The organism is Shimia sp. CNT1-13L.2 (assembly GCF_024331145.1).
In the GTDB taxonomy this organism is placed as follows: Bacteria; Pseudomonadota; Alphaproteobacteria; order Rhodobacterales; family Rhodobacteraceae; genus Shimia.
On sequence record NZ_JANDJO010000001.1, the window covers coordinates 304,528 to 317,413 of the forward strand.

Sequence of the window (12,886 nt, forward strand, 5' to 3'; positions counted from 1 at the left end):
ATCGGCACAAGCGAGGTGACAGAAACCGGCATGAGCGACAGCACCGGCAAACAGACCGAGACACATCTCGACATCAACCGGCAGCCGGCCCCCAAGTCGGTCACCGGTGTCGAGGTGATCGCGCTGGTGCTCAGCCTTGTCTGGCTTGGCGGGTCCGCCGCCTTCTTTCTGACCCTTGGCTCGGGCACGGCAGAACCCGATGCCCTGCGTTTTGTCATGACCATGGTTGCGATCTTCATGCCGGTCGCGATGATCTGGGTGGCGGCCACCGCCGCCCGCTCAAGCCGTGTCATGCGCGAGGAAAGCCAGCGCCTTCAGGCCGCCATCGACGGGATGCGCCGCACCTACGTGAGCCAGCAACAGGGGTTCTCGCAGGCGCACGAACCCACCGTTCAGCGCAAGCTTGACGAGATCGCCGCCGCGCAGCGCAAAACCGAAACCGCACTGGCCACCTTCACCACCTCGCGCAGCAACGACCGCGATCGCGGCATCCGCAAGCCGGTGGAAACGCCCGTGGTGGAGCAGATCGCCGAAGATCAGGGGCTTCTCGCCCTTGGCACCCCCGCCGAAGACCTGACCCCTCCACTGGAACGCGAGGATTTCATCCGCGCCCTGAACTTCCCCGAAAACGCCGAGGACAAGGACGGCTTTGCCGCCCTGCGCCGCGCCCTCAAGGATCGTCAGGCCTCGCAGCTGATCCAGGCAAGCCAGGACGTGCTGACCCTCCTCAGTCAGGATGGCATCTACATGGACGATCTGCGCCCCGATCCGGCCCGACCGGAAATCTGGCGGCGCTTTGCCAGCGGCGAACGCGGTCGCATCATCGCCCAACTGGGCGGTGTGCGGGATCGCTCGTCCCTTGCCCTGACCGCAGGCCGCATGAAACAGGACCCGATTTTCCGCGACGCCGCGCACCACTTCATGCGCCGCTTCGACAAGACCTTCGTGGAATTCGAAGAGGCCGCCTCGGACGCCGAAATCGTCGCCCTTTCCGACACCCGCACCGCCCGCGCCTTCATGCTGCTGGGCCGGGTCGCGGGGATTTTCGACTAGAGACCAAACCCCTCGTAGGGAATGAACGTGACCGGCGTGCCCGGCGCAATCACCGCGGCCTCATCCGGCAATTCCACCAATCCCGTCGCCCAGGACAGCCCCGAAATCCGGCCAGACCCTTCCGACTGGAACACCTCGACCGCCCCATCCACCAGACGTGCGCGCAGATACTCGCGCCGCCCCGGTTTCTTGTTCTTCGAGAACGCCGCCGGCAGCGAAAGACGCATCGGCTCTTGCCAGCCCTGCCCCGCCAAAAGGCCCATTGCGGGTCGTGCAAAAACCAAGGTGCAGACCATCGCCGCTACGGGGTTGCCCGGCAATCCGAAAACCGGCGTTCCCTGCCAGAGGCCAAGCGCCAGCGGCCGCCCCGGCTTGATCGCGATCCGCCACAGGGTCATTGATCCGGTCTCGTTCAGCAGCGCCGAGAGATGATCCTCGTCCCCTGCCGAAGCGCCGCCCGACGTCAGGATCACATCAGCCCGCGCCGCCGCCCCGTCCAGAAACGCCGACAGTTTCGCGCGATCATCCGGCGCGCGGCCCATGTCCACGGCCTCGAATCCGAACCGCCGGATCATTGCACAAAGCATTGGACGGTTGGCATCGTAAATCTGGTCCGCCCGTGCCACGCTGCCCGGCTCGGCCAGCTCATCGCCCGTCGAGACAACCGCCACCCGCAACCGCCTGCGCACCTGCACCTCGGCCGTGCCCGTGGCCGACAAAAGCGCCAGATCGGCCGGTGTCAGGACCCGCCCTGCCGACAGGATCACATCCCCCGCCGCCACATCCTCACCCGCCTTGCGGGTGTTCGCGCCTGCCTTCAGCGGCCCGTGAAAGGCAATCTCGGCCCCGTTGGTCGTCACATCCTCCTGAAGGATCACCGTATCCACGCCCTCTGGCAGGGTCGCCCCCGTCAACACGCGCACCGCATGGCCCTCGGGCAGGACACCCTCAAACGGCGCACCCGCCGCCGACCGCCCGTCGACCAGCGGCAGCACCTGCGGCCCCTCGACGATATCGGCATGGCGCATCCCATAGCCATCCACCGCCGTGTTTGGCTGCGGCGGGTTCGACCGCGCGGCCACCACATCTTCGGCCAGCACCCGATCCAGCGCCGCATCCAGAGCCACGGTTTCCACCCCCGTCACCGCATGCAACCGCGCCTTCAACTCTGCCAGCGCCTCATCCACCGGCGTCCAGTGTGTGCCCGGCGGCAGGGCAAAACAATCGTTCTTGAGTGGCGGGGGTGTCAGGGTCACAGGCCAACCTCCTGCAAAATGAAATCGGCCACTGCGCTGGTGTCATCCAGATCGAACTGCACCCGATCGATATCGAGCGGCGTATCGGTAGCAATGGCGCGCACCGTATCGTTCTCACGCGCGATCAACGGGTTTCCGGCGGCCTCGCGGTAAGCTTCGACCTTGGGATGCGGTTCGCGCTTGAACCCCTCGATCAGCACAAGATCAACCGGCGACATCCGCGCCAACAGCGCCTCCAGCGAAGGCTCCTCGGCACCGCGCAACTCGTGCATCAGCGCCCAGCGTTTGCCCGAAGCCAAAAGAACCTCCTGCGCCCCGGCATCGCGGTGGCGATAGCTGTCGGTGCCTTTCTGGTCCGCGTCGGTGGCGTGATGGGCGTGCTTCAGCGTCGACACGGTGAACCCGCGCCCGGTGATCTCGCTCACCAGACGTTCCATCAACCCGGTCTTTCCGGCGTTCTTCCAGCCGGTCACTCCGTAAATCTTCATCGCTCAACCTTGGGCAAGTTGCCGGGCCGTGTCGAGGTCTTCCGGCGTGTTCACGTTGAAGAAGGGATCAACCTGTTCCATCGGGAATTCCACGGTCCTCGCCCCGTGCTGGTCGGTCCAGATCACCACCTTGCGCAATCCCCCCTCAAGCGCGGCACGCAGATCATCGCGCAAGGCCACCGGCCACAGGCCAAAGGTCGGCTGCCGCCACAACTTGCCACTTTCGGGGTCCCGCGTTGCCGCCAGCGCCAGCGGTGCCGCCATCCCGTCCGCGGCCTGCATCAAGTCCGCCACCAGCGTCTCGGGGAAAAACGGCGTGTCCGCGGCTGCGGTCACGATCATCTCGGCCCCTTCACCCGCGGCCCAGTCGAGACCCGCCAGCACGCCTGCCAACGGCCCAACAAAGCCATCAATACTATCCGGCAATACAGGCAGGTCCAGTTCCGCAAACCGCGCCGGATCGCCATTGGCATTCAGCGCCATCGCCCCACACTGCGGCGCGAGCCGGTCCACCACATGACCAAGGATCGACCGCCCGTCCAGATCAAGCAGCCCCTTGTCGCCCCCGCCCATCCGGGACGAGAGACCACCCGCAAGGATAACGCCAAGAGGGTCAGTCATGTGAGGTCTCCATCAAATTTACCAAGCCCGGTCGCCAGACCGGGCAGCGCCCGTCCGCCCCCATGGGCGGGCGCTTCGCTTCCGCCCGCGGACGTCCCCTGCCCTGAACAGATCATTCAGCACTCTTCCGGCGATGCTTCTTGCCCTCGTCCGGAACCGTCGACGGGTCCACATCCCGCACCAGCCGCTCATTCCCCGACAGGCAGACAAACCGCTGCCCGCGCATCCGGCCGATGCAGGTCAGACCCACCTGCCGCGCGATGTCTACGCCCCAGGCGGTAAACCCCGAACGGGACGCCAGCACCGGAATGCCCATCAGTGCCGTCTTGATCACCATCTCCGAGGTCAGCCGCCCGGTGGTGTAAAGCACCTTGTCCACGCCCGATACACCTTCGTCGAACATCCAGCCCGCGATCTTGTCCACCGCGTTATGGCGGCCCACGTCCTCCATGTAGACCAGGGGCCGCGCCCCCTCGCACAGGACCGAGCCATGAATGGCACCCGCCTCGAGATAAAGCGACGGCGTGCGGTTGATCCGGTGCGCCAGCGCGTAAAGGTCCGAGGTCTTCACCTGCGTCTGCGGCAGGATCACCCCCTCAAGCCCCTCCATCATGTCGCCGAACACCGTCCCCACGGCACAGCCCGAGGTCCGCGTCTTCTTCTTCAGCTTTTCTTCGTGGCTGGTCTCGACCTCGGTGCGCACCACGACGGTCTCCAGCTCTTCGTCGAAATCCACGCGAGTCACAACGTCGGTCTCGCTCAACATGCCCTGATTGCGCAGGAACCCGAGCGCTAGGTACTCGGGGAAATCCCCGATGGTCATCGCCGTCACGATCTCCTGACTGTTAAGGTAGATCGTCAGGGGCCGCTCCTCGACCACGGCGATGCCCATCGCCTCGCCGTTCTGGTCCACGCCCTCAACGGCGCGCGTCAGCCCCGCCCGCTCTGGGTCGGGGGCAATCACATAGTCGGAAACATCATCACGCGTGGCCAATTGAAACTCCGCTCCCATCGTATTACGTCGGTTCGGACGCACTTCATCAATCTATGGTCCCGAGATGGCATCCTCCAGCACCAAATCCGCCTATTGGAAAGGTTTTCGCGACGGGCTGCCGTTCACCATCGTGGTCGGTCCTTTTGCCCTGCTTTTCGGGGTGATCGCCACCGAAGCGGGACTAAATGTCTACGAGACAATGGCCTTCTCGATCGTGGTGATCGCCGGCGCGGCCCAGTTCACCGCCTTGCAACTGATGTCCGAGAACGCACCCACCATCATCGTGCTCGCCTCGGCGCTGGCGGTGAACCTGCGCATGGCGATGTATTCGGCGTCTCTAACGCCCTACATCGGGGCCGCGCCTCTCTGGAAACGCGCCTTCGCCGCCTATTTCACCGTCGATCAGTCCTACGCCCTGTCGATCGTCCAATATGAAACCCGCCCCGAGATGACAGTGCCCGACCGCCTCGCCTACTTCTTTGGCGTGGTCACGGCGATCTGCCCGAACTGGTATCTCTTCACGCTGATCGGCGCCCTTGTCGGCCAGTCGATCCCGCCGGAATTCGCCATCGACTTTGCGGTCCCGATCACCTTCCTCGCGATGATCGGCCCGATGCTGCGCACACCGGCCCATATCGCGGCTGCCTTTGTTTCGGTCGCCCTGTCCATCGCCTTTGCATGGGTGCCCTACAACCTCGGCCTCATGGTCGCGGGCATCGGCGGCATGATCACCGGTGCACAGGTTGAACTCTGGACGGAACGGAGGGCCGCGAAATGATCGACTCCACAACCCTCTGGATCGTGATCATCGGCCTTGGCCTCGGCAGCTTCGGGCTGCGCTTTGTCTTTACCGGCATCATCGGCGACAGGGATATGCCGCCGTGGATCCTGCGCCACCTGCGCTATACCGCAGTCGCGGTCCTGCCCGGTCTTGTGGCGCCCGCCGTCATGTGGCCCGCGGCCACCGGCGGCGAAACCGATCCCGCCCGCATGGCCGCGGCCTTTGTCACGCTGGGTCTGGGATACTTCACAAAGAACGTCATCCTCAGCATCACCGGCGGCGCGGCAACGCTTTACGGACTGCTCTACCTGCTGGGCTGATTACTCGGCCGCTTCGGCCTCTGCCTTGCGACGCGCGCGGGTCTCGGCCACGCGCTGCGCATTATAAGCCTCAAGCACCTTCGACTTGTCGTCGCCGTCGTATTCAAACAACTCGCGCGTCACCGGCCCCTTGCGGGCAAAGGCTTCCTCAAGTTTGCGGGGATAGTAGGACGAAGGCATATCCTCGAACCCCGGCACGCCGCGCAACAACTCGGCCGTGCTCAGGGCGCAGGTCGCCTGCGGCTGCGCACCCATCGCCTGCGCCCGGCGCAATGCGATCTCGGCCACCTCGGGCGATACATCCAGTTCCTGAATGATCACGTGATAGGTCTCTCGCGCATGAAAGCGCGTGTAGACGTCCACCATCGCGGGCGTCATGCCATAAACCACATCCCCGCGCGACACGATGGTATCGGCCCGAAAGCTCCCCGCGGGGTCCCAGGCAACACGCTGCGATGCGTTGATGAGAAGAGAAGTATGTGCGCCCGCCCCGGTGTCATTCGACACCATGGTGTAAAGGGTCAGGCGCGTGGGGCCATCGTGTACATAGGCCACGTCGGCCACGTTCAGATCCACGCCGGAGTCTTCGTTAACTGCGCAGGCGGCCAGAAACCCGACCGCCGCCAACGCCATACAAAGGCGAACCACTCGAAACATGAGATACCCCCGGAAAGGGAAAAAACGGATCAGATCAGCCGTTGACCAGCGCCATGAAGATCAGGATCCCGATCGACACGCCTGCCACCCAGGTCGAAGCCTTGATGAAGCCGGCAAAGGTTTTTTCCTGAACGTCGATGTTCATCGAGCCGTGTTTGTGATCAGCCATTTCGCGTTTCCTCAGCAAATCGTGTTTTTTAGCTGGATAGCGGATTCGATCCGCCCTGTCACCACGTCAATGCGGCGCAGGCTGTCAGAACGCCAACCCACCGTGACTTCCTGCCGTCGCAACCAGCACGGTGACGAGGCTCAGGGTCAAAAGCACCCAATGCATGCGCTGGATGATGCGGAACGTGCCTTCCGGATCGGACTTGGACCGTTCGTGAAACCAGCGATGCAGGAACAGGGGCTCGGCCACGAACAGCATCACCGAAAACACCAGCCAGACCAGCACCATCAGGTGCATCCAGAAATACTCCAGATCAATGAACCGGTACCAAAGCCCCCAGTGATGCACAAGGAAAAGCCCCGAAAGCCCCACAAGCAGGGTCGTCCCCCGCGCCTGCCAGGCAAACCGCCCCTCAATCGCCTCAAAGAACGCCACCCGTTCAGCCGGATCTTTCATGCGCCGCACCGAAGGCAAGAGAACCGTCGTCACGAATCCCACACCACCGATCCAGAGCACCACACCCAGAACATGCAGGGCCCGCGCAATCGCTGCTTCTTCCATTGCTGTTGTCCCCTTGAAACGCGAGGCAGCACAGGGCGGCGCCCGCCCCCCTGTGCCAGAAAGGCCTAGTTCCCGACCTTGCCCAAATCGGCCGCCAGACGGAACCCGATGCGGTTCGGCTGGTCCCGTTCCACCTGTTTCGGCAGGGCGCGCAGCATCACCGAAAGCTGGCTGACGTGCTGCACCAGCTGGGTTTTGATGCCCGAGGAATCAGTGCCGTAAAACGTCACCATGTCCGGATCGAAAAAGCCCATGCCCTCGATCCGCAGAACACCGGCATCCCCGCCGGTGAACCCCATCGCGACCTCGTGCTCGTTGTCGAGCTGTTCTTCGAAGTTCTGGATGTAGAGGATCAGGCGTTCATAGGCCCATTCCGCCGGGCTCTTCTGGGCCACCGGTGTCTTGGCCACCGCCTCGGGAACATCCTTGCAGGGCTCCACATTCGGATCTGCATGTACCTCATGGCGGCGCGGCAGCGCAGCAGCTTCGGCCGCTTCTGCCGACGTTTCGATCTCGTCACCCATGGTCACTCACCCTTTTCGTTGCCAGAGCCACGCACCGTCTTCGCGTTTGGTGCGCGTTACCTCCCCAACATGATACAGATGATTAAGGTGGGCAATCGCTTCGACAAGCGCCAGCCCATAGGCCGCGCCCTCGATGTTGCGCTTGAAGATCGGCAGGAAACACTCGCCCCCGGTCTTCGGCGTCTCAAGATGATCCCGCAGCCGGTCCAGCGCACCGTGGTGGTTCTCGATCAACTGGCGCATCCGCATCGGCAGCCCTGTAAAAGGTACTTTGTGACCGCCCAGAACAAGATGGTCGTTCCGCGCGTATTGCGAGAGGCGCTCACAGGATTCCATCCAGTCGCCGACCGGATCGGCATCCGGTTCCGTGGCATAAACCCCGATATTCGAGCTGATCGAAGGCAGGATCTGATCACCCGCCATCACGAGATTGTCATCCCGGCTCCAGAACGTGAGATGCTCGGGCGCATGGCCGTTGCCGACATGCACGTCCCAGTCACGGCCACCGATTCGCACAACGTCCCCTTCCTTGAGACGCTTGAACCCCACCGGCATGGGGTCGACAACATCCGCAAAGTTAAAGGGCCGCTCGCTGGCACGCTCCCGGTAATAGTCCTCGTCCATGCCACAGGCCCTGTAAAAGGCCATGGTTTCCTGCGTCGGCACCGCCTGTTCGTCCAACTGCAACATCCGCGCAAACAGCCACGCGGTGCGCGATGTCCAAAGCGACGCGCCGTGTTCGGTCTGGAACCACCCGGCAAGGCCCACATGATCCGGGTGGTGATGCGTCACGATCACCCGCGTCACCGGCTTGCCAGCCAAAGGCCCCGCCAACAGCTTGCCCCAGATCGCCTTGCTGCGTTTCGAGGCAAAACCGGTGTCGACGATGGTCCAGCCATCGCCGTCATCCAGCGCATAGATGTTCACATGATCCAGCGCCAGCGGCAGCGGGAGGCGCATCCACAGCACCCCCTCGGCCACCTCGATGGCCTCACCTTCTGCCGGGGGCGTCTCCCACGGATAGCGGATACCGTTCACCACGGCGTCCTTCACGCCACCAGCTCGTCAGCGCTCAGCGCATAAAGGTCTTCCGCCCCACGCACAGCATGTGCCAGCAGACCCGCATGTTCCGGCAGCAGGCGGGTGATATAGAACCGCGCCAGCTTGGTGCGCGCGCCGTATGCGCCCTCACCCATGGCCGCCTTCAGATGGAAATGTGCGCCCAGCACGCGGGCAAACCCCTTGAGGAACGGCACCGCACCGGCAAAACGGTCATTCAGGTTCTCCTGCGCAACCAGCCACTCGGTGGTCTCGCGCAGCGTTTCAGTGGCTTCCCAGACCGGCTCGGCCAGCTCCGGCAATGTCGACCGCGCCGCTTCCGCATTGGCCTCGATCTCTTCGAGGATCGCATAGGCCGCTTCGCCGCCATCCATCAGCTTGCGCGCCACAAGGTCCATCGCCTGAATGCCGTTGGTGCCCTCGTAGATCGCGGTCACGCGCACGTCCTTGGAATACTGCGCCGCACCGGTTTCCTCGATGAACCCCATGCCACCATGCACCTGAACACCCATCTCCGAAACCGAAATGCCCGTGTCGGTGCCAAAGGCCTTGGTGATCGGTGTCAGGAACGCCGCGCGCGCCTTCCAGTCCTTGTCACCGGTCGCCGTACCCATGTCGATCGCAACCGCACAGGACAGCGCAATCGCCCGCGCCGCGAAGATATCCGCTTTCATCGTGGTCAGCATCCGGCGCACGTCGGCATGATCCATGATCGTGCCGGTGCCATCAGCAATCGGCGACCGGCCCTGCTTGCGCTCCTGGGCGTAGGCCAAGGCGTGCTGGAACGCCCCTTCCGCGGCCCCGATGCCCTGACAGCCAACGCCAAGGCGCGCGTTGTTCATCATGGTGAACATGGCGCGCATCCCGTCATGCGCCTCACCAATCAACCAGCCCTGCGCCCCGTCGAACTGCATCACGGCAGTCGGCGAACCATGCAGGCCCATCTTCTCCTCGAGGCTCACCACCTTGAGAGTGTTGGCCACACCGGGTTCACCGTTCTCGTCCGGAATATACTTCGGCACGATGAACAGGCTGATGCCCTTGGTGCCCGGCACCCCGTCCGGCAGGCGCGCCAGAACCAGGTGGCAGACATTGCCAGTAAAGTCGTTGTCGCCCCAGGAGATGAAAATCTTCTGACCCGTCACCGCGTAAGAGCCATCGCCATTCGGCTCGGCTTTCGAGCGCAACGCCCCCACGTCAGACCCGGCCGACGGCTCGGTCAGGTTCATCGTCCCCGACCATTCCCCCGACACCAGCTTGGGCAGGTAGATCGCCTTGATCTCGTCGCTTGCATGGTGCTCCAGCGCCTCGATCTGGCCCTGCGTCATCAGCGGGTTCAACTGCAGCGACAGGCAGGCCGCCGACATCATCTCGTTGACCGCCGTGGTGATCGTGTGCGGCAGCCCCATGCCACCGTACTCGGGGTCCGCGCTGGTCGAGATCCAGCCCCCTTCGGCGATCTGGCCATAGGCTTCAGCAAAGCCCGGCGAGGTGCGCACGACACCGTTTTCCAGAACCGCGCCCTGTTCGTCGCCGCTGCGCTGCACCGGATGCATGACCTCTTCACACATGCGCCCGGCTTCGATCAGGATCGCATCAACCACGTCACTGTCAGCTTCGGCAAAACGCTCGGTGGCTGTCACCTGACCAAGGTCGACGACATGCTCGAACAGGAATTGATAGTCCGGGACGGGGGCGCGATAGGGCATGGCACTCTCCAAAAGTTGCGGCTTGGCTTTAAGTTTCGGCGCTTGTATGCAGGTTTGCGCCCTACGGTACAGGGTACCAATTGTCCTATCAAAGAAGAACGCAGCGTCACGGGATGGCCGCCTTGGAAACAGCAAAACTCTTGCCCGATGCAGGCGGATACATCCGCGCCAGCGCCATCCTCGCCGAGGGCGGCCTCGTCGCCTTCCCGACCGAGACGGTCTATGGCCTCGGCGGCGATGCCCGCAACGACATGGCCGTCGCCCGTATCTTCGAGGCCAAGGGACGCCCCCGTTTCAACCCGCTAATCGTACATGTCGACTCGGTGGAGACCGCCAAACGCTATGTCGAATGGAGCGAAACCGCCGATCGCGTGGCCTCGGCCTTCTGGCCCGGCCCGCTCACCATGGTGCTGCCGATCCGCCACGACACCGGCCTGTCCCCGCTGGTCACCGCCGAATTGCCCACGCTGGCCATCCGCGTGCCCGAACACCCGGTCGCCCGCGCCCTTCTCGCGGAATTCGACGGCCCCGTCGCCGCCCCGTCGGCCAACCCTTCCGGCAAGATCAGCCCGACCACGGCCGAACATGTCGACAAGGGCCTCTCCGGCCGGATCGACGCCATCCTTGATGGCGGTGCCTGCGGCGTTGGCCTCGAATCCACCATCCTCGGCCTTGCCGGCACCCCAGCCCTGCTGCGCCCCGGCGGCCTGCCGGTCGAAGCCCTGGAACAGGCCCTTGGCGCAGAGCTTGCGATCCACCAGTCCGGCGATCCCCTCACCGCACCCGGCCAGATGACCTCGCACTATGCGCCCGGCGCCTCGATACGTCTCAATGCCACCACGTTGAACGCAGGCGAAATGCTGCTCGGCTTCGGCCCAGTCGAACCAGTCGAGGCCACCATGAACCTCTCCCCGGCGGGCGACCTGACCGAAGCCGCCGCCAACCTGTTCCACCATCTGCATGCCATGGATGCGCTTGGCCCTGAGACCATCGCCGTCTCGCCAATCCCGGATCACGGCCTCGGCCGCGCCATCAACGATCGCCTGCGCCGCGCCGCTGCGCCACGTCCCTGATCTTCATCGCACGAAAAATACTCTGGGGGTGAACGGGCCGCAGGCCCGAGAGGGGGCAACGCCCCCCAAGCCCATCTCAGGCGTGTCCCGCCGTATCCGACAACAGCATCGGGTCGATCCCGAGATCCTTCATCGCATCGCTCCAGATCTCGCCATCGGCGGCCCCGAAAATCAACTGCTGCGAGGGATTACCAATCAGCCAGCCATTGGCCGCGATCTCCCCCTCAAGCTGCCCCGGCCCCCAGCCGCTATAGCCCAGCGCCACCAGCGCCGCTTCGGGACCATCCCCGCTGGCAATATCCTCCAGCACGTCCAGCGTGGCCGTCATCGAAAAGGCGTCATTCACCTTCAAGGTCGAAATCTCGGAATTATAGTCCGGTGTATGCAGCACGAATCCCCGGCCCGTCTCGACCGGACCGCCAAAATACAGCCCAGCATCCCCGTCATCCGCCGCCATCTTGATCGAAAGCTGCTCCATCAGGTCCTTGAGACCCATCTGCGCCAGCGGTTTGTTGACGATCAGGCCCATCGCCCCATCCGAACTGTAGGCGCATAACAAAACCACAGAATTCATGAAACGCGGATCTCCCATGCCCGGCATGGCGATCAGGATTTTTCCCGTAAGGTCCATCTGTGCTTCAGGTTTTTCGCTCAAGGTGCGCCTCTCCCTTTCCCTTCCAAGATGCGCCTCTCCCCCCGTCTCTGCAAGCCCCGCGTGCATAAAATCCACCCGGATGTTACAGAGATCACGTATTTCCTCGCCCGAATGTGAGTTGGCAACCGCCCCGTCATCCCCCAAGTAAAGAGTCATGAAACTACCTGCCCTTTTCCTCGCTCTGGGAACCTCCCTTGCTGCCGTCACCGCTCAGGCGCAATCCTTCGACCGCGTCGTGCAGGCCGAAGTGCTGCCCGGCTGGCGCACCGAAAGCGGAGACCACATGGCCGCCCTGCGCATCACCCTCAATCCGGGGTGGAAAACCTACTGGCGCGCGCCGGGCGATGCGGGCATCCCCCCGCTTCTGGACTGGAGCGGGTCAGGCAACCTCGAAAGCGCCGAGGTGACATGGCCCACCCCCGAGGTCTTCTCGCAGAACGGCATGCGCTCGATCGGCTATACCGAAGAACTGGTCCTGCCGGTGCGCATCGATCCGCGCCGCGATGGCAAGGCCGTGCGCCTCAAGGCCACGCTCGACATCGGTGTCTGCCGCGACATCTGCGTGCCACAGCGCCTGCGCGTCTCGGCCAAGCTGACACCGGATCTCGTCAAGCGCGATCCCAAGATCACCGCCGCCATCGCCAATCGCCCCTTCTCGGCGGAGGAGGCCGGCGTCAAGGACGTCACCTGCCGCATTTCTCCCATCGAAGACGGGCTGCGCGTGACTGCGCGTATCAAGATGCCAAGCGCCGGTGCGCCCGAAATCGCCGTGATGGAAACCGGCAACCCGCGTCTCTGGGTGGCCGAGGGCAAGACCCACCGCGAAGGCAACACGCTGGTCACCCAGACTGAAGTGCTGCACGGCAACGCAGAGCCCTTCATGGTGGATCGCTCCGCCCTGCGCTTCACGGTTTTGGGCCAAAAACACGCGGTCGACATTTCCGGCTGCAAACCGGGCTGATCCTC

General features: G+C 63.8%; 16 protein-coding genes. 5 read left to right on the forward strand and 11 right to left on the reverse strand.

Translation table 11 applies throughout. The annotated features are described in order from the left end of the window. Window positions 1-30 precede the first annotated feature (30 nt). Window positions 31-1,053: a hypothetical protein gene (locus NNA36_RS01520; RefSeq protein WP_255103587.1), complete on the forward strand. Its 1,023-nt coding sequence runs from the start codon at window positions 31-33 to the stop codon at window positions 1,051-1,053. On the opposite strand, the gene glp is transcribed toward NNA36_RS01520, so the two are convergent. The 4 genes from glp to NNA36_RS01540 form a co-directional block, all read right to left on the reverse strand. Beyond that, the gene (gene glp / locus NNA36_RS01525; protein ID WP_255103588.1) at window positions 1,050-2,309 is read right to left on the reverse strand and encodes a gephyrin-like molybdotransferase Glp; all 1,260 of its coding nucleotides are present in this window, start codon (window positions 2,307-2,309) and stop codon (window positions 1,050-1,052) included. The two genes, NNA36_RS01520 and glp, sit on opposite strands and share 4 nt — an antisense overlap. Further along, window positions 2,306-2,797, reverse strand: a complete 492-nt coding sequence (mobB, locus tag NNA36_RS01530; protein ID WP_255103589.1) for a molybdopterin-guanine dinucleotide biosynthesis protein B — start codon at window positions 2,795-2,797, stop codon at window positions 2,306-2,308. The genes glp and mobB overlap by 4 nt, the downstream gene beginning before the upstream one ends. Window positions 2,798-2,800: 3 nt before the next feature. Then, a complete protein-coding gene (mobA, locus tag NNA36_RS01535) occupies window positions 2,801-3,418 on the reverse strand; it encodes a molybdenum cofactor guanylyltransferase MobA (protein ID WP_255103591.1) in 618 nt (205 codons plus the stop codon). Between the two features lie 112 nt (window positions 3,419-3,530). After that, a complete protein-coding gene (locus tag NNA36_RS01540) occupies window positions 3,531-4,430 on the reverse strand; it encodes a formate dehydrogenase accessory sulfurtransferase FdhD (RefSeq protein ID WP_255103592.1) in 900 nt (299 codons plus the stop codon). A 46-nt stretch (window positions 4,431-4,476) separates the two neighbouring features. Here NNA36_RS01540 and NNA36_RS01545 point away from each other — a divergent pair, with 46 nt between their 5' ends. Further along, on the forward strand, window positions 4,477-5,190 hold the full coding sequence (locus tag NNA36_RS01545; protein ID WP_255103593.1) for an AzlC family ABC transporter permease: 714 nt from the start codon (window positions 4,477-4,479) through the stop codon (window positions 5,188-5,190). Then, window positions 5,187-5,513 carry an AzlD domain-containing protein gene (locus tag NNA36_RS01550; RefSeq protein WP_255103594.1) on the forward strand — a complete coding sequence of 109 codons (327 nt, stop codon included), beginning with the start codon at window positions 5,187-5,189 and terminating at the stop codon, window positions 5,511-5,513. The genes NNA36_RS01545 and NNA36_RS01550 overlap by 4 nt, the downstream gene beginning before the upstream one ends. On the opposite strand, the gene NNA36_RS01555 is transcribed toward NNA36_RS01550, so the two are convergent. The 6 genes from NNA36_RS01555 to NNA36_RS01580 form a co-directional block, all read right to left on the reverse strand. Beyond that, the gene (locus NNA36_RS01555) at window positions 5,514-6,170 is read right to left on the reverse strand and encodes a hypothetical protein (protein WP_255103595.1); all 657 of its coding nucleotides are present in this window, start codon (window positions 6,168-6,170) and stop codon (window positions 5,514-5,516) included. Window positions 6,171-6,204: 34 nt separating this feature from the next. Further along, the gene (locus tag NNA36_RS01560) at window positions 6,205-6,339 is read right to left on the reverse strand and encodes an aa3-type cytochrome c oxidase subunit IV (RefSeq protein WP_255103596.1); all 135 of its coding nucleotides are present in this window, start codon (window positions 6,337-6,339) and stop codon (window positions 6,205-6,207) included. Window positions 6,340-6,423: 84 nt separating this feature from the next. After that, window positions 6,424-6,900 (reverse strand): hypothetical protein, encoded by a 477-nt coding sequence (locus NNA36_RS01565; RefSeq protein WP_255103597.1) that lies wholly within the window; start codon window positions 6,898-6,900, stop codon window positions 6,424-6,426. Between the two features lie 65 nt (window positions 6,901-6,965). Continuing rightward, on the reverse strand, window positions 6,966-7,424 hold the full coding sequence (locus NNA36_RS01570; protein ID WP_255103598.1) for a DUF6173 family protein: 459 nt from the start codon (window positions 7,422-7,424) through the stop codon (window positions 6,966-6,968). A 6-nt stretch (window positions 7,425-7,430) separates the two neighbouring features. Continuing rightward, window positions 7,431-8,453, reverse strand: coding sequence for an MBL fold metallo-hydrolase (locus NNA36_RS01575; protein ID WP_255104380.1), 1,023 nt, complete (start codon window positions 8,451-8,453; stop codon window positions 7,431-7,433). 20 nt (window positions 8,454-8,473) lie between these two features. Continuing rightward, window positions 8,474-10,192: an acyl-CoA dehydrogenase gene (locus tag NNA36_RS01580; protein WP_255103600.1), complete on the reverse strand. Its 1,719-nt coding sequence runs from the start codon at window positions 10,190-10,192 to the stop codon at window positions 8,474-8,476. Between the two features lie 113 nt (window positions 10,193-10,305). Here NNA36_RS01580 and NNA36_RS01585 point away from each other — a divergent pair, with 113 nt between their 5' ends. Next, complete coding sequence (locus tag NNA36_RS01585; protein ID WP_255103603.1) at window positions 10,306-11,265, forward strand: L-threonylcarbamoyladenylate synthase; 960 nt, start codon at window positions 10,306-10,308, stop codon at window positions 11,263-11,265. Window positions 11,266-11,341: 76 nt separating this feature from the next. Here NNA36_RS01585 and NNA36_RS01590 read toward each other — a convergent pair whose 3' ends face one another. Further along, the gene (locus NNA36_RS01590; protein ID WP_255104382.1) at window positions 11,342-11,896 is read right to left on the reverse strand and encodes a YqgE/AlgH family protein; all 555 of its coding nucleotides are present in this window, start codon (window positions 11,894-11,896) and stop codon (window positions 11,342-11,344) included. Window positions 11,897-12,074: 178 nt separating this feature from the next. Between NNA36_RS01590 and NNA36_RS01595 the strand changes: the two genes are divergently transcribed. Further along, window positions 12,075-12,881 carry a protein-disulfide reductase DsbD domain-containing protein gene (locus NNA36_RS01595; RefSeq protein ID WP_255103604.1) on the forward strand — a complete coding sequence of 269 codons (807 nt, stop codon included), beginning with the start codon at window positions 12,075-12,077 and terminating at the stop codon, window positions 12,879-12,881. Window positions 12,882-12,886 lie beyond the last annotated feature (5 nt).

Bases quoted from the DNA above. Each gene is read 5' to 3' on its own strand.
- NNA36_RS01520 (WP_255103587.1), top strand. From the start codon at position 31: ATGAGCGACAGCACCGGCAAACAGACCGAGACACATCTCGACATCAAC.
- mobB (WP_255103589.1), bottom strand. From the start codon at position 2,797: ATGAAGATTTACGGAGTGACCGGCTGGAAGAACGCCGGAAAGACCGGG.
- mobA (WP_255103591.1), bottom strand. From the start codon at position 3,418: ATGACTGACCCTCTTGGCGTTATCCTTGCGGGTGGTCTCTCGTCCCGG.
- NNA36_RS01540 (WP_255103592.1), bottom strand. From the start codon at position 4,430: ATGGGAGCGGAGTTTCAATTGGCCACGCGTGATGATGTTTCCGACTAT.
- NNA36_RS01545 (WP_255103593.1), top strand. From the start codon at position 4,477: ATGGCATCCTCCAGCACCAAATCCGCCTATTGGAAAGGTTTTCGCGAC.
- NNA36_RS01550 (WP_255103594.1), top strand. From the start codon at position 5,187: ATGATCGACTCCACAACCCTCTGGATCGTGATCATCGGCCTTGGCCTC.
- NNA36_RS01555 (WP_255103595.1), bottom strand. From the start codon at position 6,170: ATGTTTCGAGTGGTTCGCCTTTGTATGGCGTTGGCGGCGGTCGGGTTT.
- NNA36_RS01560 (WP_255103596.1), bottom strand. From the start codon at position 6,339: ATGGCTGATCACAAACACGGCTCGATGAACATCGACGTTCAGGAAAAA.
- NNA36_RS01565 (WP_255103597.1), bottom strand. From the start codon at position 6,900: ATGGAAGAAGCAGCGATTGCGCGGGCCCTGCATGTTCTGGGTGTGGTG.
- NNA36_RS01570 (WP_255103598.1), bottom strand. From the start codon at position 7,424: ATGGGTGACGAGATCGAAACGTCGGCAGAAGCGGCCGAAGCTGCTGCG.
- NNA36_RS01580 (WP_255103600.1), bottom strand. From the start codon at position 10,192: ATGCCCTATCGCGCCCCCGTCCCGGACTATCAATTCCTGTTCGAGCAT.
- NNA36_RS01585 (WP_255103603.1), top strand. From the start codon at position 10,306: ATGGCCGCCTTGGAAACAGCAAAACTCTTGCCCGATGCAGGCGGATAC.
- NNA36_RS01590 (WP_255104382.1), bottom strand. From the start codon at position 11,896: ATGGACCTTACGGGAAAAATCCTGATCGCCATGCCGGGCATGGGAGAT.
- NNA36_RS01595 (WP_255103604.1), top strand. From the start codon at position 12,075: ATGAAACTACCTGCCCTTTTCCTCGCTCTGGGAACCTCCCTTGCTGCC.